Annotated in this window: 20 protein-coding genes; 3 read left to right on the top strand and 17 right to left on the bottom strand. The window is 36.4% G+C overall.

What is annotated here, in order from left to right:
• Positions 1 to 16: 16 nt before the first annotated feature.
• The 9 genes from PZ892_RS10180 to PZ892_RS10140 all read right to left on the bottom strand — a co-directional run bounded on the left by PZ892_RS10180 (position 17) and on the right by PZ892_RS10140 (position 11,654).
• Positions 17 to 607, bottom strand: coding sequence for a hypothetical protein (locus PZ892_RS10180; RefSeq protein WP_277711016.1), 591 nt, complete (start codon positions 605 to 607; stop codon positions 17 to 19).
• The gene (locus tag PZ892_RS10175; RefSeq protein WP_277711015.1) at positions 597 to 1,067 is read right to left on the bottom strand and encodes a sigma-70 family RNA polymerase sigma factor; all 471 of its coding nucleotides are present in this window, start codon (positions 1,065 to 1,067) and stop codon (positions 597 to 599) included. Before PZ892_RS10175 ends, PZ892_RS10180 begins: the two co-directional genes overlap by 11 nt.
• On the bottom strand, positions 1,067 to 1,912 hold the full coding sequence (locus tag PZ892_RS10170) for an alpha/beta hydrolase (RefSeq protein WP_277711014.1): 846 nt from the start codon (positions 1,910 to 1,912) through the stop codon (positions 1,067 to 1,069). Before PZ892_RS10170 ends, PZ892_RS10175 begins: the two co-directional genes overlap by 1 nt.
• Positions 1,913 to 2,034: 122 nt before the next feature.
• Positions 2,035 to 2,637 (bottom strand): sigma-70 family RNA polymerase sigma factor, encoded by a 603-nt coding sequence (locus PZ892_RS10165; protein ID WP_277711013.1) that lies wholly within the window; start codon positions 2,635 to 2,637, stop codon positions 2,035 to 2,037.
• Between the two features lie 135 nt (positions 2,638 to 2,772).
• On the bottom strand, positions 2,773 to 3,753 hold the full coding sequence (locus PZ892_RS10160; protein WP_277711012.1) for a Gfo/Idh/MocA family oxidoreductase: 981 nt from the start codon (positions 3,751 to 3,753) through the stop codon (positions 2,773 to 2,775).
• A gap of 3 nt (positions 3,754 to 3,756) precedes the next feature.
• Positions 3,757 to 5,253 (bottom strand): Gfo/Idh/MocA family oxidoreductase, encoded by a 1,497-nt coding sequence (locus PZ892_RS10155; protein WP_277711011.1) that lies wholly within the window; start codon positions 5,251 to 5,253, stop codon positions 3,757 to 3,759.
• 2 nt (positions 5,254 to 5,255) lie between these two features.
• Positions 5,256 to 6,923: a RagB/SusD family nutrient uptake outer membrane protein gene (locus PZ892_RS10150; RefSeq protein ID WP_277711010.1), complete on the bottom strand. Its 1,668-nt coding sequence runs from the start codon at positions 6,921 to 6,923 to the stop codon at positions 5,256 to 5,258.
• A 3-nt stretch (positions 6,924 to 6,926) separates the two neighbouring features.
• Complete coding sequence (locus tag PZ892_RS10145; RefSeq protein ID WP_277711009.1) at positions 6,927 to 10,391, bottom strand: TonB-dependent receptor; 3,465 nt, start codon at positions 10,389 to 10,391, stop codon at positions 6,927 to 6,929.
• A 42-nt stretch (positions 10,392 to 10,433) separates the two neighbouring features.
• The gene (locus PZ892_RS10140; RefSeq protein WP_277711008.1) at positions 10,434 to 11,654 is read right to left on the bottom strand and encodes a FecR family protein; all 1,221 of its coding nucleotides are present in this window, start codon (positions 11,652 to 11,654) and stop codon (positions 10,434 to 10,436) included.
• Positions 11,655 to 11,780: 126 nt separating this feature from the next.
• Here PZ892_RS10140 and PZ892_RS10135 point away from each other — a divergent pair, with 126 nt between their 5' ends.
• Complete coding sequence (locus PZ892_RS10135; protein WP_277711007.1) at positions 11,781 to 12,662, top strand: ChbG/HpnK family deacetylase; 882 nt, start codon at positions 11,781 to 11,783, stop codon at positions 12,660 to 12,662.
• Between the two features lie 617 nt (positions 12,663 to 13,279).
• Positions 13,280 to 13,639, top strand: coding sequence for a hypothetical protein (locus PZ892_RS10130; protein WP_144043738.1), 360 nt, complete (start codon positions 13,280 to 13,282; stop codon positions 13,637 to 13,639).
• On the opposite strand, the gene PZ892_RS10125 is transcribed toward PZ892_RS10130, so the two are convergent.
• The 8 genes from PZ892_RS10125 to PZ892_RS10090 all read right to left on the bottom strand — a co-directional run bounded on the left by PZ892_RS10125 (position 13,636) and on the right by PZ892_RS10090 (position 21,123).
• Positions 13,636 to 14,490 carry a hypothetical protein gene (locus tag PZ892_RS10125; RefSeq protein WP_277711006.1) on the bottom strand — a complete coding sequence of 285 codons (855 nt, stop codon included), beginning with the start codon at positions 14,488 to 14,490 and terminating at the stop codon, positions 13,636 to 13,638. The genes PZ892_RS10130 and PZ892_RS10125 overlap by 4 nt on opposite strands.
• A gap of 3 nt (positions 14,491 to 14,493) precedes the next feature.
• On the bottom strand, positions 14,494 to 15,135 hold the full coding sequence (locus PZ892_RS10120) for a hypothetical protein (RefSeq protein WP_277711005.1): 642 nt from the start codon (positions 15,133 to 15,135) through the stop codon (positions 14,494 to 14,496).
• Positions 15,136 to 15,314: 179 nt separating this feature from the next.
• A complete protein-coding gene (locus PZ892_RS10115; protein WP_256962576.1) occupies positions 15,315 to 15,989 on the bottom strand; it encodes a DNA alkylation repair protein in 675 nt (224 codons plus the stop codon).
• A 351-nt stretch (positions 15,990 to 16,340) separates the two neighbouring features.
• Positions 16,341 to 16,943, bottom strand: a complete 603-nt coding sequence (locus tag PZ892_RS10110; protein WP_277711003.1) for a hypothetical protein — start codon at positions 16,941 to 16,943, stop codon at positions 16,341 to 16,343.
• A 133-nt stretch (positions 16,944 to 17,076) separates the two neighbouring features.
• Positions 17,077 to 18,351 (bottom strand): TolC family protein, encoded by a 1,275-nt coding sequence (locus PZ892_RS10105; RefSeq protein WP_277711002.1) that lies wholly within the window; start codon positions 18,349 to 18,351, stop codon positions 17,077 to 17,079.
• Position 18,352: 1 nt separating this feature from the next.
• Positions 18,353 to 19,486: an FtsX-like permease family protein gene (locus PZ892_RS10100; RefSeq protein ID WP_277711000.1), complete on the bottom strand. Its 1,134-nt coding sequence runs from the start codon at positions 19,484 to 19,486 to the stop codon at positions 18,353 to 18,355.
• A 4-nt stretch (positions 19,487 to 19,490) separates the two neighbouring features.
• Positions 19,491 to 20,441: an efflux RND transporter periplasmic adaptor subunit gene (locus PZ892_RS10095; RefSeq protein WP_277710999.1), complete on the bottom strand. Its 951-nt coding sequence runs from the start codon at positions 20,439 to 20,441 to the stop codon at positions 19,491 to 19,493.
• Complete coding sequence (locus tag PZ892_RS10090) at positions 20,422 to 21,123, bottom strand: ABC transporter ATP-binding protein (RefSeq protein ID WP_277710998.1); 702 nt, start codon at positions 21,121 to 21,123, stop codon at positions 20,422 to 20,424. The genes PZ892_RS10095 and PZ892_RS10090 overlap by 20 nt, the downstream gene beginning before the upstream one ends.
• A 156-nt stretch (positions 21,124 to 21,279) precedes the next feature.
• Here PZ892_RS10090 and PZ892_RS10085 point away from each other — a divergent pair, with 156 nt between their 5' ends.
• Positions 21,280 to 23,304 (top strand): beta-L-arabinofuranosidase domain-containing protein, encoded by a 2,025-nt coding sequence (locus tag PZ892_RS10085; RefSeq protein ID WP_277710997.1) that lies wholly within the window; start codon positions 21,280 to 21,282, stop codon positions 23,302 to 23,304.
• Positions 23,305 to 23,317: the final 13 nt, after the last annotated feature.

The following is a 23,317-nucleotide window of genomic DNA, read 5'->3' as shown; positions in this document are numbered from 1 at the left end:
GCAGGCTTTTTTATAACTAATCTTCTGAATTTATGATGTTTTGAATGGAGTTGATGTATTGCTCTAATTTTAAATTCTGCTTTTTTACCATTTTTGGTTTTAGATAAAACCATACAAATACTATCCATCCAAGTGTAAGTCCATAAGCTACAATAGCCATTACTTTGTCCATTCTCAAAGTGAATTCATATAGATACAATACCAATCCTAATGTTAGAAGAGAAAAGTAAATATTCATAAAGCTTGTCTGAATAACCTTTTGTTTCTTTTGAATCTCTAATAGGGATTCTAGGTATTCTTTATTTTCTAAGTTTTTATTGAGATCCTTGAATGAACTATAGAACTGATTGAATTTTATAAGCGAAATCCCAATTGCTGTAATGATCAAGGACATGCCTAACATCGGGAAAATTGTATTTGCATCATACAGAATCCAAATTCCTAATATTACAACAATAGTAAGTCCTAGTGTAATATTAGAGGTAATTCTCTTCTTTAGATTTTCCTTTTTATATTTTGATAGCCTCTGTTTCAAGTCTTCCAAATCTGGAGAAATAGAGGTTTGCTGCTTCCACAATTTGGATAAGTTGATCTCCTTATTTTCCATGACTCTTGAATTTTGACATTAATTTTTCTTTGATTCTGTGAATTTTAACCCTGATATTGGCATCCGATAAACCAACAATTTTTGATATTTCGCTTTGCTTGATTCCTTCTAATTCCAATGAAATAATGATTCTATCCAATTCTGCCAACTCCGCAATAAACTGATATAGCAATTGTATCTCATCATCCATGGTCGAGTTGCTTGGGCTATCCTCAATTTCCATGATTGGAATATTATTGGCCCTCTCATTTCTTTTTATTTGACTCAAACAGGTATTGCTGGCGATCCGAAATATCCAAGTCCCTATGCTTGCTTCATTTCGAAAGGTTGATAGCTTCTCCCAAACAGTGATAAAGGTTTCTTGGGCTAGATCTTTTGCTTGGTCAATATCATTTACATAACCCATACAGAGACGGAAAATCTTATCCCAATAGTCTTCATATATGTTGTTAAAATCCATTATTTAATAAAATTTTGCACCTCCTGTAAATACCAATCTTTTGCATCAAACATGATGAAATGTAAACTATTGTCCGCATATATTAGTTTTGCAGTTTTTAAATTTGAATATTGATTTTCAATAGCTGGCTTAATTTGGTTAAAGCCACTTTCTAAGAGGATCAAAGCTGGACATTGAATGTTTTTAATATCCTCTCTTAAATCAGTATTACTAAAGTCGCAAAACATCTTGGCAAAAATCTTTCTATCTGATTTCAAGGACCAGTCTAAAATTAATTTTTGTTTTACCTTATCTGATGTCATTCCAGCCATGGCTTGCTTTTGCATCGCTTCAAACTGTGCATCTGGTACAGATGAAAATTGTTTCACCATTTCAGAACAATCCAAATTTGGATTTGATTTAAAATTAGGATTACTCAAGGCTGCAAGGCAAGGTAATGCATCCACAACAATGATTTTCTTGATTAATGTGGGTTCTGTCGCAGCGATATCCATTGCCATTACACCACCCATACTATGACCAATTATGATTGGGTCTTGAATGTTTTCATTTTTGATGTATTTGATGACTTCATCTCTCCAGCCTTTAAATGTAGGATCTCCTTTTGCAGGGACGCCCGCAAATCCAGACATGGTCAGTATATAACAGGTGTTATCTTTGGACAAAGCATCTCTGGTATCATTCCATACATCGCCAGATGAAGCAAAACCAGGAATAAATATAATATTTTGATTACCTGTGCCAGATTTCTCAACTTTAAAAGAATACTCAGTGGATTGTGATTGGGATGTTGTTACCGTAAATACCATTACGATAATGGCCATTATTATTTTTTTCAAGTTCATAACTAATCGTTTTTTTCCTTTTAGATATAATCCTGAATAAAATGTTACAGATTATTAATAAAAAAATAAAATTAGCTATGTAAGTGTATGAAAGATAATAGGTTATATTTAATTACTAAAGACTAATTTTCCATTAAAAAATCAGAAATAAGAAATAAAATAAAAGTGAATTCCTGAAAATTTGGATTTCTTTTGAAACCGAACGCCTTCTTTAGGGTTGCGAGGGCTTTTGATCGAGCAAAATAAATACTGCTGCTGGATAAACCTAATTCATCACAAATTTCGTCCGTTTCTTTCTGCTCAAAATAGGTCATTTTAAATATGCGTGCTTGCTGTTTAGGTAATTTTTCAACTTCTTCTACGATCAACTTTATCAATTCGATTTGAATCATCTTCGTTAAGATATCTTCATTTGGACTTGTCAATTCATCCAATATCTCATAATCATGAACAACTTTGTTCTTCAATAAGTTGATATGGTCCAAGCAAGCATTTTTGGTGGATATATATAGAAATGCTTTAATTCCAGACTCTGTACTAACTTTTTCTCTTCCAGTCCACAGCTTTACAAAGGAGTCTGAAACTATTTCTTCAGCCACAGATTTATCCTTAACAATGCTAAATGCAAAGTATCGAAGGGCAGAACCATGAACCTTCATGTAATGTTTTAAACCAAATTCTTGCCCAGATGTTAATGCTGCCAATTGTGGATTTGGAAAATTCAAGTGTTTATGTTAGATGTTAGTATAGGTTTATAGATATAACTCATATAAATTTAAACTATAAAAATCAGATTACCTAATTTTAAAAAGGTGAGCTATTAAGTATTAACTTAATAGCTCGATCCTTATTGAGTTGAGTTAGAATAAATTTTCTACTTGATGTGAAGTTTTACTTCTTTGAGCCGCTTCCATAAATCTGAATATTTCAATCGTTTCCTCATTGCTGACTGGGACTTTTCCTGTGTCAAAGAAATTGAGAATTTCAGCAACTAATGGACCATATCCAGCAAAAGGACCTAATTGCGATATTCCAGTTTCTCCGAAAGCAATCCCTGCAATGTCCGAGGCGCCCTTTCTGATTCCTCTTACAGATCCAATCCTGCCATCATTCCAGATGCCTACTACTTGTTCAAAATCCGGATGAAAGGCCCTAAATACCTCTTTGCAACCTGTACCCATCACAGAAAATAGCATTTCTACTCCATGAATCATGTACCATGCTTGATCAATATGGTTGGGTTCTATTTCGGCAGGCGTATAAACATCAGCTCCTAATACTTTTCCGATTTTTCCAGCATTCACCTCCCGAACCAAATTATCATATCGCAAGGAGGAGGATGAAAAAATTGGAACATTATTCTTAGCAGCTAATTCAAAAATTGCTTGCACTTTTTCTAAATTCTCTGCCATTGGCTTATCAATAAACATTGGCTTCTTGGCCTTTATCACCTTTTCCGCCTGCTCATAATGCACTCTACCATCATTGGATTCCAGTAAAATGTAATCTACTTGCTTCAGCAATGAATCAATAGAATCTACTATTTCGACCCCCATTTTTTTAACGGCATCGATGATTCCCTGCTTCATGCCCAATGCCGATGGTATATCTTTACTTCCATGTGGATAAGCAGCAACTACCCGATAACCTCGATCTTTAAGACTGCCTTCATTGATATCCTTCGTGAACATCTCACTATGTGAGGTGTCCAGTCCAATAATGCCGATTTTTTTAACCTTCTGTTTCGCCAATACTTCGCCAGGTGCAACAGAAAACGCAAGACTCGTCCCACCCACAATAGCTAACTGATGAATAAATTCTCTTCTATTTGTCCTTTTCATAGCTTAAACTTTTGGCATATCAGGCAGGCTAAAGCCATTATGATAAGTATGTTTTATCCATTCATTGGCCGCATCTCTCGCATTTAACTCAACAAACTGTCTGTTGAACCTTGGATCTCCATCAAACACACTAAACTCATCCACCGATACTACTTTAAGTTTGTCTGATTCGTTAATATTAGTGAATTGCATATTCTCTCCATCCCATAATAGATCCCGATATAATCCCTGTAACCGAACAGCAAGAACACCCATTACAACCATTTCATTGAATGGTCCGGAGAAGCCGAAATTTGAACTCGATTCCTTTCTGTTATTCGGTGATTCTTTCGCTGCACGAATCCAATCCTGCTCATGTGCATTAGTATTCCAAATGTCTCCATTGCCCCCTGGAATCCTTGGAATCCAGGGCTTCGGCTGCTTGAAATGTTCCATTTCACTAACAGGTAATAGGGTAGGATTCATGCCATAACAACCGGTCATGATCTTACCTTTCTTCCCTACGAAAATAATTCCGCCATTTTCATCACCCATCATTTGCCCAGGTGCTAATTCCGATGGTCGCTCCGGCAATAAGCCGCCATCATACCAATAAACTTTTACCTCTGGCATATTAACTTTTCCCTTTTTCCCTCTTGCCGGAAACGTATATTGAACCATCTGCGCATGAGGAGGCGAATATAGATTGCTCAAAGTGGAACTACCATTTACTTTATTTGGATATTTTAAATCCAAGGCCCAATAAATAGGATCCATAATATGACAGGCCATATCCCCAAGGGCACCTGTTCCAAAATCCCACCATCCACGCCAATTCCATGGCGTATAAACACTATTATAAGGCCTGTTTTCAGCAGGACCAATAAATAAATCCCAAGCCAAGGTGTCGGGAACTGACATCCCTTCATTTGGCTTCATTAATCCCTGTGGCCAGATCGGTCTGTCTGTCCAGCAATGAACCTCATAAACTTCCCCAATAGCGTCAGACTGAATCCACTCGGCAATCTGTCTACACCAATCAAAGGAATTTCCTTGATTCCCCATTTGCGTAGCAACCTTATATTTCTTCGCTAAATTGGTTAATAACCTAGATTCATAAACAGAGTGGGTCAATGGCTTCTGCGTATAACAATGCTTTCCTAAAGTAATAGCATGTGCAGTAGCAACAGCATGGGAATGATCAGGTGTAGCAACCATGACAGCATCTATGGAATCACCCATCTGATCATACATCTCACGCCAATCTTTAAACTTTTTGGCATTAGGATAATCATCAAATGTTTTCTGTGCATATCGCCAATCCACATCACATAATGCCACAATATTCTCTGTGTTCATATTGGCAAGGTTACGCCGGCCCATACCACCAACACCAATACCCGCAATATTTAATTTATCACTTGGTGCAACATAGCCCAAGGTTTTACCTAATACATTACTTGATACAATTGAAAAGCCTGCAACAGTTGCAGTGTTCTTTAAAAATTTCCTTCTGTCCATAATTAATAATTTGAATTTTGTATTAATACACCATTTGAGCGATCGATTTCTATTTGTGGGATTGGAAATGGCCAGCTCTTTTCACTGGCATCCCGACCCTTATCCGCAAAACCATATTTCGCATAAAATGCCTTCATCGTAGATGCATATGTTCCCCAACGAATCAAGTCATATAACCTGAATCCTTCTAAGGCTAACTCATTTCTCCTTTCTTTCCGAATAGCATCCAAAACATTGTCCGTAGCTTTTATAGCATAACTGCTGTTAAATTCAGCTTCTGAAATAGGTTTTAAATCCTTGCCAAATAGCCTGTACACTGCCGGATCATCAACCTTTGAAGTGGTCACAAAAGCTCTTTTTCTAACCTGATTTAAGTAGGGAAGGGCTTCGGCTGAATTACCACCTGATTTGATAATTGCTTCTGCATAAACCAAGAGAACCTCGGAATACCTAATCCAATAGGGCTGCCATTTACTACGCAACAAATCATTGTTTTCGCGATATTGTTGCGGAACAAATGCTTTTCTGCTCTGTTGCAAATCAAAATCATTGAAATAGCCTCTGTAATTATGTACCTCCTGTCCACCAGTACTTGTTTTGAAAATATCATTATGGCTGATAATGGTAAACATCTTTCGCGGATCTTGAGCATGGAATGATGCTGCCAAATCCTTGGTAGGTGTGTTACCACCCCAACCACCAACATTATTACGTCCTACATTCATGATTGCAAAGGCATCTCCACCCAAGCCAAATGCAGGATCGTATTTGTGCATTACACCCAAGATGTTCTCTTTTGAAAATGGTCCCACCTGATAGTCCCCACGGAATAAATCCTGAAAATCTGGAAGCAAACTCAAACCACTTTTTTGTACAATATCTGCCGCCGCATTTTTTGCGAAGGTGTATTCAGCTTTTGCATCGCCCGTAAGCATGCTTTGCTCCATCAAACCTGCAAAAAATAAAGCCGCACGTGCCTTCAACGCCAAGGCAGCATCCTTACTTACCCTGCCAGCTTCGGCACTCGTTAATCCTGACCCACGTGGTAAATTCACTTCGGCTATCGCCTCATCCAGATCCTTATAAATCTGACCCCGTAAATCCGCAATAGGTGCCTTCTCTTTCCGTGTGGATGGATCTTCAACCTGAACAATCAAAGGAACTTCCTTGAAGACTGTGACTAAGTCAAAATAATACCATGCTCTGAGAAATTTAACCTCCGCAATATATCGCTTTACCGTTTCTGCCGATACTGGTTTACCATCTTGGATAAGATTGGCTCCTTCCTTTTCGAAACCTGCCAATGCAATATTACAGTTCCCGATGCCCTTGAATCGATTTGCCCAAGTTTCAAACAATAAAGCATTCGACGCCAATGGCCTTCCTCTTCCAACTTCTGTAGTCTGTGGTCTATCCCCAGGATCTGAACCCCCAGCACCGGCATTATCTACAACCTCATCCCCAATAGCAACCTTATTGATCGTATAACCCCAAGAGTCTGCCATTGGAATATAGCAACTGGTCAATAACTTCAACCCAGCACCATCCGTTTTAAAATATTCTCCCTGGTTCAGAATCCCGTAGGGATCCCGTTCCAAATAATCTTTTTTACAGCCCATTGGTATTAATAAAGCTGATAACACCAATGCCTTAACAATTTTTCTTTTCATGACTTAAAAGCTAAAATTAACACCAAACATATACGACTTTGCAATAGGATAGTATCCTTGGTCAACACCCATATTTAATGGCGAACCACTGCCTATTTCTGGATCTAATCCTGTGTATTTTGTGAAGGTGAATAGATTATATGCACCTGCCCATAATCTCAACCTATCTATCCGAGCATTCTTAAATAGGGTAGAAGGTAGGGTATAACCCAATTGAATACTTTTAATCCTTAAGTAAGATCCATCCTCAACCAACCAGTCCGATATTTGAAGGTTGTTCTGATTTGCAGCACTGATTTTAAATTGCGTATTACTAGGGTTAGTCGGTGACCAAGCTTCTGTCATCAAATCCTTAGGCGCATTATACCAACCAACACCAGATTTCATGTCTATTTTTGCAATGTTCATGATTTCATTGCCATAGGTTCCTTGTCCAAGAACCTGTAAATCAAAGCCCTTGTAATCCGCTCCTAATCTAAAACCATAAGTCAATGTTGGAAAAGGATCACCAATATCCGTACGGTCTAAGTTGTTGATGACTTGATCATTATTCAAGTCCACAAATTTTAAATCCCCAGGCCTAGCACCTTCTTGGAAATAATTGTCAACTTCCGCCTGGTTCTGGAAAATACCATCTGTCTTAAATCCATAATAATAACCAATTGGTTTGCCTTCTTCAGTCATGGTAGTGGAATAAGAAATCCATCCTCCACCTGTAATTGGCTCACCACCTCCTAAACTAAGAACCTTATTCTTAACCGTAGAAGCATTGGCTGCAATGCTATAACCAAATTCTCCAACCTTGTCTTTATAGGATATATCAAATTCCAATCCTGAGTTTTGAACTCCACCAGCATTAGACCACGGACTATTAGGAAACCCTAAATAGGCCGGTAGTGGAACATTTAACAACATCCCATCTGTGGTTTTCTTATAATAATCAAAATTGAAATGTAACTTGTTCTGTAAGAAAGCCAATTCTAATCCGATATCTAATTGCTCTGTCTGTTCCCATTGTATCAATGGATTTCCGATGTAATTACTTCCTCCAATTAATTGTGGATTGCGGGGGCCAAATAAATAATAACCCATATTTCCTGAATAGGTAGTTAAATAGGCTCCACCACCAATGTTCTGATTTCCTATCATACCCCAACTCAATCTCAACTTACCTGCATCTAACCAGGAAACATCATCCATAAAGTCTTCCTCTGAAAAATTCCATCCCGCTGAAACCGATGGAAATGTTCCCCATTTACGACCTTCTCCAAAATTGGAAGAACCATCATACCGTAAATTTGCAGTAACCATATACCTGTTCTTATAGGAATAAAATGCTCTGCCGAAATATGAATTTAAGGCATTCTCCCATTTTGTTCCCGAAGCTTGGGGATTGATGGAACCAGCATTAATAATCCATTGGCTTGGATCATTGGATACTAAACCCTGACGCGATGCTCCTGAAGATTCTCCCTTCCATTGCTCTGCCGAGGTACCAACCATCAAGGACATCTTATGGTCTTCAATCTCCTTTTCATAGGTCAATGTATTCTCCCAAACGTAATAATTGGTCAACGAATTCGAAGCTCCAACTGTCGCATCGTTGTTGAATTGGTTCCCATTTAAATAATATTTTGGTAAGAAATAATTGGAAACTCCTCTTTGTAGATCAATTCCTAAACTACTTCTGAACTTTAACCATGGCATTATCTTTATATCCACAGCTCCACCTCCTTTGATTGCAATCCCTTTCCAACGATTGTTCTTATAAATCTCCGTTTGAGCAACTGGATTTTCCTTATTCGTCATCAAAATTGGACCATAGGAAGACCAAGGATTATTGGGATCTATCCTGTCTAAAAATAAACCATCCTTTAAAAATGCAGGAATATCTTTCAGCCCAGTTCTGTAAACCTGTGAAATTGGATCCGCAACAAAGGAAATAAATGCCGTATTAAATCCTGGACTGCCCTCTAACACATTTCCACGACCTTCATTGATCAATCCGAAGTTTCCAGAAATAGACAACCATTCCCTTAAATTATGATTGAAATTTGTCCTCCAAGACATCCGATCATAATCCGAACCACTGATAATCCCTTCTTGATCCATATAACTAAAACTTGAACGATAAGCCAAATCTTTGATGCCACCCGATATTGCAATGTCATAGTTCTGAACCAATGCATCTTTATTGTTGATTTCTTTCCACCAATTTGTCCCTTCCTCGGATCCTGTATTCGATTTTAAGAATTTCAAAACATCTGCCTTATCCTGATCTGTAAAATAGGGGTCTAATCCAGCATTCGTATTGGCTAAATTTTTATACTCCATAAATTCTTTCGCATTCATCATCTCATAAGTCTTAATGGGATTTTGAAACCCTAAATAACTATCAAATGATATCAGATTGCTAAGTTCATTACCTCGTTGCGCACCTTTGGCAGTAGTTACCATAATGACCCCGTTAGCCGCTCTCGAACCATAAATCGCAGTTGCTGACGCATCCTTCAATACTTCCATACTGATGATATCATTCGGATTTAACCAGCCGATATCACTCTGTGGCAATCCATCGACCACATATAATGGGTTATTGTCATTCACTGTACCAATACCGCGAATTCTTACTGCAGGCGGTGTGCCTGGACTTCCTCCAGTTGATGTAACTTGAACCCCCGAGGTTTGACCTTGTAAGCCCTCTGTCGCATTCCGAATAGGCATATTCTTTAAATCCTCGCCGTCAATTTTGGAAACAGCTCCCGTTAAATCTCTTTTCAATTGAGTACCATAACCGACAACAACGACTTCCTCTAAATCATTGGAGCCTTCCTTCAAACTGACATTGACAACTGATCGACCCTCTAATAAAACCTCCTCAACTTGAAACCCCAATAAGGAAAAACTTAACGAAGTTGCTTCCGCTGGAATAGTCAATTCATACTCACCATTTTCATTTGTAGAGGTGGCAATGTTGCTGTTTACAACTTTCACGGTCACACCTATCAAAGCATTACCTTGGCTATCCGTTACTTTTCCCGAAACTGTCTGTTGTTTTGCTTCAACACTAGTTTCTAAACTTTCGGACCTTGTCTCTTTGCTATTTGAATTGATCTTCCGGATAATAATAGTTTTCCCTTTCATGGACCATGTCGCCGGTTTTCCCTTTAACAATGCACCCATCGTAGTCTTTAAATCTGCATTGTTCAATGCCGCACTGACTTTTAAATTTGCTAGATCTTTGCCATTAAGAAAATAGGAGTGGCCGGTTTGATTTTGAATGGTTTTCATGACTTCAATCAACGGAACTTCCTTCACGTGGATGGAAATTGATTGACCATAACTACTTGCAAATAATCTTAAACTGAAAACAAGCATTATGCAGATTACTAACCAACTCCGCTTCTTTATCCACCTCATTTTTTTGTATGGCTTCAGAAAGCCAAATCCATCATTTAAGTATTTCATGATTTAAATAGTTAGAATTATTAATTAGGTTATATTGAATCTCTATGACTCTTTTTCAAACTGCGGAAGGACGATAAGGTAGTTTTTGTTATCCTTTGACTCAAAATCAAATTTTACCCCCGCTTCTTCCAATATTTTGAGTAAATCCTGCAATGGCTGATCCCGACTAAATTGACCGTAGAAATAGGTGTCAGGGATACCCTCCAAGTAGACGATTTCCAAGTTATACCATCGGCTTAATTGTTTCATCGCCCCTTGCAAAGTCGTTTCATCAAAATAAAACATATTGTCTTTCCAAGCTATTTCACTCGAAACATCAATACTAGACTTTTCTAAAGCCCCATTTTTAAACCTGCTCTGCTCATTGGGAACCAATGAAATAGTTTGAAATGGCGAATGAACATTGACCTTGCCTTCAACTAAGGTGGTCTTTATTTCTTCTGATGGAAAAGCATATACATTAAACTCTGTTCCAGTGACCTCAATTTGTTGTTGCTCACTTTTTACTCGGAAAGTTCGCCTATGCCCAAGATCGTCCTGTATCTTTGCAACCTGAAAATAAGCCTCACCAACTAAGGTAACCTCTCGCTTATCAATAAAGGATAACGGAAATTCTATCCTACTTTCAGAATTTAACCATATTTGGCTGCCATCCGCCAACTGAACTTTATAATGACCTGCTCGGGGAATCTCTATCCGAATTTGTTCTTCCTTTTTACTAATAGTCGATAAATCAGCAATTAATTCCCCATCAGCATAACTAAGCTTATTATCTGCATGGATGACCAACATATCTTTCTTCTCACTCAAAGCAATCTGTTCTCCTTGGGGTAGTGTAAGAGTTGCCTGATATTTTCCAGGTAAGACCTGCGTCAAAGCAATTTGATTTTTTATTTTTATCTCCTCTTTATGATGGATATTCCAAACAAAAAACAAAACTATTATTATCGATGCTGCAGCGAACCATATCCAATATCTCTTCTTTTTTGTTTTCAGAACCTTTTTATCAGAAAGAGCATGAATCTTTTCAAAAGTCCTGTCAGATAATTTATTTATCCAATTTTCCTGATCCTGATTCTCTAACTCGATCCATTGTAAGGCTTCTTCAAACAATTGGTCATGCTGATTCAACTCCTCGATAAATTGCTTGCGTTTTGGATGTTGTTCAACCCATTTATTCAGTTCCGATTTCTCCTGATCTGTAATAGATTCATCAAACAACTTCTTTATTAGTTGCGCAATATATACTGCTTGGTTTATCATGATTTAAGTTTCTATATTGAATACGGAAAACTCTTTCACATCTTAGCAGTTTTTTTTAGATTTATTTATAAACCTATTAATCAGTTGATTAGTAGAGGGATTAGAATCAAACTTCAAACTATTTTTATGCTGAATTATTTTTTACGAGTATCCTATTCTCTTTTTCTTCTTTCGTTAATAAGTCTATTCAATCCTGTATTTGGGCAAAATTCACCCAAATTAATTATCAGGTCCGATGATATAGGGTCATTCAACGCAGCGAATCAAGCTATTATTGAAACTTATAAAAATGGAATTACAACCTCCGTTGAATTGATGGTAAATTGTCCTTGGGCAGTGGAAGCTGTAAAAATGCTTGAAGAAAATCCTAATCTTGATGTAGGTGTTCACTTAATGATTACCAGTGAATGGGAAAATTGTAAATGGAGACCCTTGACCCCCGCAAAAAGCATTGTGGATGAATATGGAAATTTCTACTCCTTTATTTATCCAAATAAAGATGCTCCTAATGCTTCAATTCAAGAACATCAATGGAAGTTGGAGGATATTGAAAAAGAATTTAGAGCTCAAATTGAATTAGCTAGAAAAATGATCCCTAGAATATCGCATATCTCCACCCATATGGGGTCCGGAAATTGGAACCCGCAGGTTAAAAAAATGGTCGAAAAACTTTCTAAAGAATACAATTTACCTCAAGACCAAGATTATATTTTTGAAATGTTTCCTAACCTAGACCTAAAAAGTAAAGCCTCTGTCGAAGATAAAATCATTGCTTTCCTTGCTGCTTTGGATGTATTGAAAGATGGAAAAACCTATTTGTTTGTAGAACACCCTGGATTGGATGTCAGTGAAATGGAAAATGTAGGCCATGAAGGCTATAGAAATGTGCGTGAAGATAGGAGTGATGTCACTAAAATCCTTCTGGACCCCCGAATTAAAGAAAAAATCCAAAATTTAGGAATTCAATTAGTTGATTTTAAATCCCTGAAACCAAATGTCAATTGGTGAAAACTATGCTTATTAGCATAAATTAAGGGTAAAGATAGTAGTAGTAAATAGAAATAAAGGCAATTGCTGATATCCAAATTTTATATAAATAATGCATTAATCGATAATCTCCAGTCACATACCAGTTTGTGAAGATAACTGCGCTATATAAAAATATAATTACTCCAAAGAATACGATAATAACCATAAAAATCAATCAATAAAATACGTTCAAACCATTTAAATAATTTGAGCTCAGGAATTCTAAAATCCAGTTTGAGATATCAATTGCAAATATACTAAAATTAATTATTGAGAAAATGAAGTTGCTAAAAAGTTTTAATTCTTTTATTATTTTAATAATTGTTAAATGAAGGTTTGGAAATATACTATTACAATAAATTATACTTACATCTTTGAATTTAGTATATTCGCATCTCTAAAATCAACGTTTTAGGATAAATATGAAACTTACTAGCAATCACAAAATTACTTTGCTTGACAAATTGTTCCTTTCAATTTTTGTCCTGAATATTTTTAATTACTTCCTTTTTGAAAAAACTTTAATCCCGCTTAATATTATAGTAATCTTCTTTCTGATCGGTCTATTGGCCTTTTTCATTTTTAGAAAAACACGATTGTTTAAAAATACGGGAAAATTTGAAGCTTTATTTTATAGCATCATAATTTCAGGTTCCTACCTGACTTTTTTGTTCTTGTCCTTGAATTATTTCCTATGTTCTCCAGTTACTCAGGTAAATACCTATAAAGTAAAATGTAAGATCAATAAACTTTTAATTTCCCAGGACCATCATCTTGAAGCTCCCAAAGTTGTAAAAGCTGAGTTCTCAGCAAATTGCCACAAGAGGATTGGACTTTCAGAAGATATTAGAAAACAAACGTCCCACCCAGATTCTTTAGATATCCACTTATCAAATGGATTGTTTGGAATTCCCGTCATCAAAAAAGTTGAATTTGGTAAAAAATCAGCATCTTAAAAGCTGTTTTCAAACCAAGCTCCATCTAACTCACTACCAAAGAAATATAAAATTCCACCATAATTATCCTTTGTAATTGGGGCAGTAATATAGCTTATTACCGTTTTTAATGGATTTGGATCTGTGAGCTCCAATTTGGTATCATCAAATATATTATAGGAAATAGAGGCCGTTTCTAAAATAATCGATTGCTCCTCTGTTAACGCCTTGTTATCTAGATAGTTGTATAAGGCGGGTTTTACCTTGTTCTCATCAAAATCAGATTGTACCAAAATTAAAGCCTTGCGACCCCAACTTATGTTTGAAACATAAATTAAATCATCATTTTTTAAAGCCTTAATTTCTTGTACATAGTTATTGATTGCATCAGTAAAAAGATCTAGATATAAATCAAATAATGGAATTTCATACTCAATCAAAATATTTGACTTGGCCATCTTGGCTTTGGGGTCCAATCCAAACCATTTAGAAAAATCCATCTTCTGGCCGAATCGAATGTTTAATTCATTAATTGATTGTATGGACCAAAGTGAAAAAACTGCCCCTCCCGGAGTGGTAGTTGGAAGACCTGCCGAATTGAACTCATCAATTATGATTTTATTCATATTCGACTTGCTCGGAATGATCGCAGGATATTCATATTTAAAGGTCGAAGATATAGCTTGTAGTTTCTGATTGGTTTTCATTTTAACAAACTCATGCTTCTCCGTATTTATTGATTTTTTACTGATAATTGCCCCTAAGAATATCTCATCAGGATTTTTGCTGTAGATTTTCGTAGACTTTTGTTGCCCTATTAGTTGACTGCTAATTGTTAAACTAATTAGTACCAATATTATTCCTAATCTCATAACCTATTTCTTTATTGGATTGAATACAAAATTTCTCCTTAACCAAATCAATTTTGAACTGTTTGTACCATCTTTATCTAAGAAAATAGTATAATCAGTCAAAGCGTATTGTTGCCCAATACTCAGATTACTGTGCAGTTTGTTATTTAGACTTTTCTTATAAAAACTAATCTCCACATTTAATGTCGAGTCTGTATTTCTTGTGGCCCAGGTTTTCCAGGTCTTTGAACTTGCGTCATAGGTCTGTAATTCATCTTCGTTCCACTTGATTTGGTAAGATTCATCTGGTATCTTGCTCCGATAAACAAACATGGAATCTTCCTTGACCAAAATAGAATCCATTTTAAAATATGTAACACGGTTTCCGAAATGTACTTTTACATCACTTTCCTTTAAATCCTTTACAGAATTGCCATTGTGAAACTCCCTGAATTCAGCATTCTTCTCCGACGAGTATTGATATAAAACTGATTTTGGCTTTTTGGGAGGCTCAGGTTCTGGATCTGGATCTGGATCTGGAGTAGGTTTTGGATCTGGCTTTACTTGCTCAATTTCTTTAGGACCACATGATTGGATACTGGGAAACCCAATTAAAACGGGTATAATAAAGCAAAATAAACGTAACGTATTGAATCTTAATATCATATCTTAGATTTATTCCAACAATAGTTAATGTCGCAACGGTAAATTGAAATAAATATAAAAAAAATTTCTACATATTTAATTTTTTAAAAACAAATAGCTGATTCAATATTAATAAATCAGCTATTTGATAGTGTTTTTGTTAATTTGTTGTTAATAATATATTAAATTATTTAATCTAATTATTTTTCTCTTTTAACAAAATAATCAATCCAAATCGGAGCAAAAGGGGAGGTACAACCCTTTGAAACCGGATAATCTTTGTATACTTCCAATCTATTTCCAATTTCTAAAGCTTTGTCTCGATAAGATGGATGGTTTATTCCAATTTGAACCAAAGCACTATTCATTGTCCACTGCACCTCTGCTGGAGCCGACTTTAAATGTTTTTCTATATAAGTTAACAATTTTGGAATATCCTCTAACTCTGGTTGACGAGTTAGATTACCAGCTATTAGACTCCATGCTAAGCGTTGTAACATCAAATTATCCGCATGTTCCCACTCTTTACGCAAAGTTTGCTTATCCCGATAGTCCTTTATTATATAACTATACAACCAATCGATAACATTGGCAAAGTTCTCCGATGATACCATGGCTGTTAATTGCTCATTATTCAGTTGTTTCGGGTCTAAAATAAGGATAGCCACACATCTCGCCTCCATATTTCCTGTAGCCCACAATTCTAATCCTAAGGCTTGATCCTTTTTAATCTTTGCCGCAATCTTTCTTACATCACCCATTTTGGTACCAAACTGATTGTCTCCAGCACCTCGCTTTTTATTCTGTGCAATTAATTTATCCGAACCCAAGGATTTTAATTCATCCAATACAGCTTGCTTTGTCATTGTTGCCATGGAAAATATAATTTTATGTTTTTCTTCTTTTCGAATTAACCTAAATATAAAAATAACTTAAAAAAATTCTTACAATTTGCTGATGTGCCAAAATAAAAAAAACTCCTTAGGCGGGGAGCCTGAGGAGTTTTTAACTAACCAATTATTAACCTAAATTATGAAATTTAGTAAGTATTAATCAATCTCCATGCCGAAAGATAATTTAATATTTCCTTTAACTATTTTTAACATTTAAATATTGAGTAACAATAAAAATTAGCTAAAACCCTCAATTTATCCCTTATTTTTTAATGGCTAAAATTAAACCTGACAAAAAATTCTGTAACATGACAGTTTGCCAATTTGTACATTTTATGCAATCAATTCGCCTGTTAGATTATTTAAATCCTTAACATCTTTCTCACATGAAATATAACGCTTAATTGGACTCTCCATCTCCTCAGCATTCGAATTCTTCTGGAAATCTATGATGTAACCCTTCTGATCCATACTCGTATAATAAACTACATCCCCTCTATTTAATTCCTTCACATTATAAACCATAATTTTTTTGTTTACAGAATTGATATGAATCCATTGATCAATCTTCTTTGCTGTCAACCAGCCTGTAACCGTAGCTTGATAATGTTGGTTGATCGGATATTCTAGATAGTTTACCAAATAACAATAATTCGTGAAATCAATCTCATATGGAAATAATAATAAACTGGTTTTTTGGTCTATTCCCACAAGCTTGATGATAATACTGTATTCGTTCTTGTTATACATACGGCAAAAATCCGTACATGCAGCCTTGACTTCAGAGTATTCAGGCCCCTCTATAACTATCCCTTTATCATTAGGAATTAATGGATAATCATTTTCGGAAAAAACTCCCGGAGAGGAATTGGTCTTACCATTAAACCAGCTAAATGCAAGTGCAATGATTACTATAGCAATGATGACTATACTCATAATTGGACTCATAGGTTAATAAATAATTATTGGTTTGAATGAATTCAAATAGAATTTGTTTCACTTAAAATTATGAATAAATTATTGATAATAAAATATTTAACAATAATTCAGTCTTATTGCTTATTAATCCTTATTCTATTGTAATTTTTAGTAAATCATATTTCGCTTGCCAAAGGTCCTGGCAACTTTTTAAATATTCACTATTCGCCTTGTTAAACTCGGTCAAGAGGATCCGACCAGCTTCGTATGACTCCAATTTTTCAGCCTTATTTTGTGCCGCAAGATCCTTGATTTCTTCAAGGCTTTTTATCCTTTTATTTTGTGAAATTATTTTTGACGATTTCTGCTTTAAATCAATTGCATCGCTATCCTTGGTTTCTTCCAATTGGTTCCTGAAAATCTTCTCATTTAATGCTACCTGGCGTATTGATGCTGAATTTGTAAAATAGGCAGAAATAGGAATTTTTAAACCCAAGTTCGCATAACTATAGCCATACCAAAAATTCTTATTGACAATGTTAAAACTGTTGCTGAAGTATTGACCTCCATAATACGCATTAAAAGATAAACTAGGCAAGGCTTGTCTTTTAATTCCTTGCAATTGTATTTGAGCTAACTGTTCATCCAAGCTAATAAGTTGTTGATCGAAATTTTCCTCTTCAATGGAGTCAGTCAAACTTACTATTTCTTCAATGTTATTTTTTAAGACAGAAATACGCTCTAGCGGATAATATCGACCTAATTCCAAGTTCGCCTCTTCCAAAATGGACCACGACTCATGTATATTTATTCGTTTTCTAAGTAACTCCTGTTGCGAAACTATATATTCCGACGAACTCAGTCGACCTGCTTCATAACGATCCTTATTGATGTTATTAATCTCTGCATATAAAATACTATCTGCCAATGCGGCTTTATATTGCTCAGTCGCTAAAACAATCGAAGCATACGCCAAAGTCGCATCAATTTTCCACTCTTGCTTGGCTTGTAGTTCGGATACCTTAGCCTTCTCTAGATTTATTTGGTCCTCCTTTCTTTGACTGCGCTTAGTAGGATTGAAAAGATCCCATTCTAATTGGATTCCCGCCTTGGAGTTCCATTTTGTCGAAAACTTTAATGGTAAAATTGCGCCTTCATCTGCTTTGGGATCAAAGGCAATGGCTGGAACCGGAGTGGTAGGAATAATCAAATTCCGTTGCAAGTTTACATCCCCATAAATTACTGGGATTCGCTCTGATTTCCTGATTCTTAATTGCTCCTCTTGAACCTCCCGATTCAATCTCTTTTCCTGAATGGAATAGGTCTTGCCAACTTCATTCCATAACTCCTGTATACTGAGTTCCTGAGCATTTGAAATAGAAATCCCTGTTAATATAATAAGTATAGGTAAGAAGATTCTGTTCATGTTAAAATACTGAAGCTGGTTCTAATTTTGATATTTTCCGGACAGCAAATAGGGATCCCCCAACAGAAATGATCATCGTAACTAAGAGTAAAAACAAAGCAAATGGCAAACTCACATTGATATTTAAACCACTTTTTTCTACCCCAAATTTAAATCCATAAATCAATAGCATAGCTAATCCATAACCTATTGATGCATAAAGAAATGCCTGCGCGATTATCAACCGATTGACAAACCTGTTTTTTGCCCCAATTGCTTTTAACGTTCCATAATCTTTGATACGATCCAATGCTGAAGAATACAAGGTTAATCCAATAATGAAAAAACCAGAAATCATCGCAAATACAACCAAGGTCCCAAAGCTCATCCCCATATTTGAAGAAATTAAAATCTCCTTTACCGTCGATGATCGTAATTTTTCAGCATCCCAAGCTCTTAAATGTGGGAAGTTCTGATTAATCATCTCCATCATTTCCTTTTTATCTTGTCCTTCTGTCAATTTTGCTATGATTAAACTGACCTTATTATTTGAAAAATTTCCTAGAATCCTCGCGTTATCTAATGTAGTGTACATAAAACTCGCACCAAACGCTTGCGCATTTCTTGTAATAACAGCCAACTTAGCACTCTTTCCATTGATCTCAATAGGCTTGTTAAGATATAAACTGGTTTCCCAAGTCCTACCATTAAAATATTCCGCACTTACCGCATTGGGTTGTAATAGATCCTGAACTGCTCCACTGTCAATTCTGGAAGCAATTGGTCCCATGATAAAGTCGGGGGCAGGGGCTCCAACTAATGTAACAGCCGCAGTTTTACCATCTAAAAATGTGGCTTGCGCATTGGCCAATATAATAGGGATAGTCTTCGAAATTCCTTGGATACTGCCTATTTCTTGGACAGCTCGTTGATCAATACTATTGATCGAATTCACATTCCTACTCTGGGATTCAATGATCCATATATCATTTTTTTCAATAGGGGCATTGTTGACCAAATTTCCCATTAAGCCCATCAAGAAAAATAATAAACTCAATTGCTGACCAATCAAAAACGCACTGATCACAATGGCTGTAATAATTCCAAAGCTCTTGGCTCGATCAAAACGAATGAATTTCCAAGCTAATCCCAGCATATTCCTATAATTTTATCCTGCATTCAACCTTCGAATTTATTAGTAGTGATGAATTGCTATCTGGCTCAATCCTAATCCGCCTTACTCTGCGGTCTTCGGCTTCATTGGATGTCTCAAATAAAATTGATTTGTTCATTAAGGTAGGACTGACGTAAATTATCTTGCCCTTGCCAATAACAGCTGTTTTTCCAACTAAATTAATATCAACAAGCTGACCTAACTCTACACTGTCAGCAAACAATTCATCAACCTCAGCCTCGATTATGATGTTTTGGTTGTCTACAATTTTTCCCAAATCATCTGTGCTATTTACCGTTTGACCCAATTGAACATTGAGCTCTGAAATAATCCCTTTTTTAAGCGCTGTTACCTGAAAGTCTTTTAAATTTTCCCTGTTCTTTGAAATAACTATCAATTGTTCCTTTTCTGATGCTTGATTTGCTCGAATCTGGCTTTTGAGACCCGCAATTAATTCTTGCTGTTGCTTTAAATTTGAAAGATCCTTTTGGGCATTCTCTTTTGTTTCTGCATTTCTCTCATAAAGTGCTTTCGTAATCTCATATTTTGACCTCAATTCCTCAAGAATAATCTCCTCCTTCGCTAAATCACTAATACTGGATTGATGTTGAGACCTTAGACTCTCGAGTTGAGCCTCCGATTGCTTTATGTCCAATCCAGCACTGCTCTCTTTCAATTTCATTAATATTTCTCCTTGTTCCACCTCGTCACCCTCTTTCACAAAAATTTCCTTCACTTCAGCGCTAATTGCTGAACTTATTTGAACCCAACCATCCTCAGGCAGGACCTTTCCGATAGCAATAACATGCTGGTATACCGGACTTACTGCCGCTTGATTTTCTTTAGTTTTCTCCTTTTCTGCATTTTTGCAGCCAAAAAGTCCTAAAAAAAGCATCGAATAAGCCACAACACCTAGGCTATTTATAATCTTCCTCATTTCGAATTTTGTTTGAAACATTTCCTTCTTCTACATAGATGACCTGGTCAGCAAATTTTCTCAACCTTAAATCATGCGTCACTATGATGACGGCTTTTCCTTCCTTTGACAGCTCTTTTAATTCCTCCATAATAACTGCGGCACTTTTCGCATCTAAGGAAGCCGTTGGCTCATCACATAATATCATCGTTGGGTTGGTCACTAATGCTCGTGCAATGGCTACTCGCTGCTTCTGACCTCCACTCAACTTTTTTGGTAAATTATGTAATCGATCGGATAGACTTACCGCTTCCAATGCCTGTATGGCTTTTTCTTTTGCTTCTTTTCTATAAACGCCTTGCAACAATAAAGGTTGCATTACATTTTCTAATGCAGTTAGTGGTTCTAATAAATTGAATTGCTGAAATACAAATCCTATATCATGTAAGCGAAGATCAGCAAGCCGATTCTCCGATAAACTAGTGACTTCTTTGTCTTTATAGTAAACTTTTCCTGAACTTGGATAGATAATACAACCAATAATGGACAATAAAGTAGTCTTTCCCGAACCCGATGGCCCCATGATTAAGGTCAATTTGTTGGACTCGAAACTGAGACTGCTCTTCGCTAAGGCAGTGATACTCGTGTCTCCAGTCTTGTAAATTTTATCTACATTTTCCAGTCGGACAATTTCTTCAGACATGTTTTTCAGGCTTTGCCCCTAAATTTAGACAAGAATTAGCCTTTCCCCAAAACATACAGCCTTTTTCTTTATTATAAATAGCAATTCCTTTTAAAAAACCTTAACTTCATTATCTAATATCTTATTTGCCAATTCAAATCTGATAAACCTAACACCATGAATATTCTACTCAAAACTTCTATTTGTGCTGTCATTTTATGGCTAGGAACCTTAAATGTACATGCTCAACCTTATATCCAAAACAAAGCCCCGCTCTTGCAAAAACCATTTATGGAATTGCCTCTCGGTGCCATTAAACCCCAAGGATGGCTGAAGGAAATGCTAAATGCCCAAAAAAACGGTGCTACTGGACATTTAGATAAATTATATCCTTTGGTCATGAATGACCGTAATGGTTGGTTGGGTGGTGACGGAGACCAGTGGGAGCGAGGACCTTATTGGATCGATGGTTTATTACCCTTAGCTTATCAATTAGACGACAAATCTTTAAAAGCTAAAGCCCAACGATGGGTTGAATGGGCACTCCAAAGCCAATCTGAAGATGGATATTTTGGCCCAGCTAAGGATTATGACCACGAACCTGGTATTCAAAGAAATAACTCCCATGATTGGTGGCCAAAAATGGTAATGCTCAAAATCCTACAACAATACTACTCCGCCACTGAAGACAAAAGAGTCTTGAACCTATTTACCAAATATTTCCATTATCAACTCAAAACCCTGGATGAAAAACCTTTAGGACATTGGACTTTCTGGGCAGAATACCGTTCTGCTGACAATCTGCAAGCAGTTTATTGGTTGTATAATATTACTGAAGACCCAAAACTACTCGAGCTAGCAGAAATTCTCCATGCCCAGGGATTTGACTTCACTCAAAAGTTCCAACAAAGAAACATGTTGGCAACTTTCAGAAGTATTCACTGTGTAAATCTTGCCCAAGGACTTAAGGAACCCGTTATTTATTATCAACAAAGTAAAGACCTTAATCATCTCGAGGCTGTGAAGCAAGGATTAGCTGATATTAAATTGTTTAATGGACAAGCACAAGGGATGTATGGTGGAGATGAAGCTTTACATGGTAGCAATCCAACACAAGGATCTGAACTCTGCTCAGCCGTAGAATTGATGTTCTCCTTGGAGAAAATGCTGGAAATTACAGCCGATGTAGGATTTGCTGAACATCTCGAAAAAATAGCTTTTAATGCAATGCCAACCCAGATTTCTGACGATTTTATGCGTCGCCAATATTTCCAGCAAGCCAATCAAGTCCAAATTACACGGCAGATGTATAACTTCGATGTCAACCATCAAGGAACTGATGTGGTCTTTGGATTATTAACAGGTTACCCTTGCTGTACATCCAATATGCACCAAGGTTGGCCAAAGTTTACTCAAAACCTCTATTATGCAACAGCAAATAAAGGTGTTGCTTCTATGATTTATGCCCCCTCTTCAGTTCTAGTAAAAGTCGGTCAACATGGAAAATCCGTACAAATTTCCCAAGAGACTTTTTATCCCTTTGAAAGTAAGATAAACTTGAAAATAAATCATCGCGAAAAATTACTCGAATTTCCCTATCAACTGCGCATTCCTACATGGACAAAAAATCCTAAAATCCTAATCAATGGAGAAGAAATTGAAATGGATGCTAAACCTGGGACTGTGGTCGAAGTGAAACGGGAATGGAAAAATAATGATATCATGACCCTGGATTTTCCTATGGAACTAAATTATGAAACCTACCATGAAGGATCTCGTGCAATTGAAAGAGGACCGCTTGTTTTCGCCCTCGATATTCCCGGAGAAGAAAAAGAAGTATTCTTAGCAGATAATGAAAAGGTGGCTTACGGTGATTCTTTCATTGAAGTAAGACCTAAAGCAGATTGGAATTTTGGACTTCCGCTATTCAATAAAAAGGATATGAATTCCCTTTTTCAGCTATCTGAATCCGCTAATCCTAATAAACTAAATCCTTGGAATCGTGAAAATGCACCATTAGCATTAAAGGTGAAAGCAAGGCAGTTGCCTTTCTGGAAATTGTACAACGGCATGGCTGGTCCATTGCCTTCGGCTGATATGTACGGCTTGAATTTAAATGACCTTGAAGAAGTGGAAATCCGATTGATCCCCTATGGTTGTACAACGCTAAGAATCTCGCAATTTCCAATGCTTAGAAAGTAAAAAACCTAACCCT

The organism is Sphingobacterium sp. WM (assembly GCF_029542465.1).
Taxonomy (GTDB): Bacteria; Bacteroidota; Bacteroidia; order Sphingobacteriales; family Sphingobacteriaceae; genus Sphingobacterium; species Sphingobacterium cellulitidis.
This window is presented reverse-complemented; position numbering and strand designations above follow the sequence as displayed.

Coding starts and splice junctions, on each gene's coding strand:
- PZ892_RS10170 (WP_277711014.1), bottom strand. CDS start 1,912: ATGAACTTGAAAAAAATAATAATGGCCATTATCGTAATGGTATTTACG.
- PZ892_RS10150 (WP_277711010.1), bottom strand. CDS start 6,923: ATGAAAAGAAAAATTGTTAAGGCATTGGTGTTATCAGCTTTATTAATA.
- PZ892_RS10095 (WP_277710999.1), bottom strand. CDS start 20,441: ATGAGGAAGATTATAAATAGCCTAGGTGTTGTGGCTTATTCGATGCTT.
- PZ892_RS10155 (WP_277711011.1), bottom strand. CDS start 5,253: ATGGACAGAAGGAAATTTTTAAAGAACACTGCAACTGTTGCAGGCTTT.
- PZ892_RS10120 (WP_277711005.1), bottom strand. CDS start 15,135: ATGATATTAAGATTCAATACGTTACGTTTATTTTGCTTTATTATACCC.
- PZ892_RS10125 (WP_277711006.1), bottom strand. CDS start 14,490: ATGAGATTAGGAATAATATTGGTACTAATTAGTTTAACAATTAGCAGT.
- PZ892_RS10160 (WP_277711012.1), bottom strand. CDS start 3,753: ATGAAAAGGACAAATAGAAGAGAATTTATTCATCAGTTAGCTATTGTG.
- PZ892_RS10135 (WP_277711007.1), top strand. CDS start 11,781: ATGCTGAATTATTTTTTACGAGTATCCTATTCTCTTTTTCTTCTTTCG.
- PZ892_RS10115 (WP_256962576.1), bottom strand. CDS start 15,989: ATGGCAACAATGACAAAGCAAGCTGTATTGGATGAATTAAAATCCTTG.
- PZ892_RS10085 (WP_277710997.1), top strand. CDS start 21,280: ATGAATATTCTACTCAAAACTTCTATTTGTGCTGTCATTTTATGGCTA.
- PZ892_RS10145 (WP_277711009.1), bottom strand. CDS start 10,391: ATGAAATACTTAAATGATGGATTTGGCTTTCTGAAGCCATACAAAAAA.
- PZ892_RS10140 (WP_277711008.1), bottom strand. CDS start 11,654: ATGATAAACCAAGCAGTATATATTGCGCAACTAATAAAGAAGTTGTTT.
- PZ892_RS10180 (WP_277711016.1), bottom strand. CDS start 607: ATGGAAAATAAGGAGATCAACTTATCCAAATTGTGGAAGCAGCAAACC.
- PZ892_RS10175 (WP_277711015.1), bottom strand. CDS start 1,067: ATGGATTTTAACAACATATATGAAGACTATTGGGATAAGATTTTCCGT.
- PZ892_RS10110 (WP_277711003.1), bottom strand. CDS start 16,943: ATGAGTATAGTCATCATTGCTATAGTAATCATTGCACTTGCATTTAGC.
- PZ892_RS10100 (WP_277711000.1), bottom strand. CDS start 19,486: ATGCTGGGATTAGCTTGGAAATTCATTCGTTTTGATCGAGCCAAGAGC.
- PZ892_RS10090 (WP_277710998.1), bottom strand. CDS start 21,123: ATGTCTGAAGAAATTGTCCGACTGGAAAATGTAGATAAAATTTACAAG.
- PZ892_RS10105 (WP_277711002.1), bottom strand. CDS start 18,351: ATGAACAGAATCTTCTTACCTATACTTATTATATTAACAGGGATTTCT.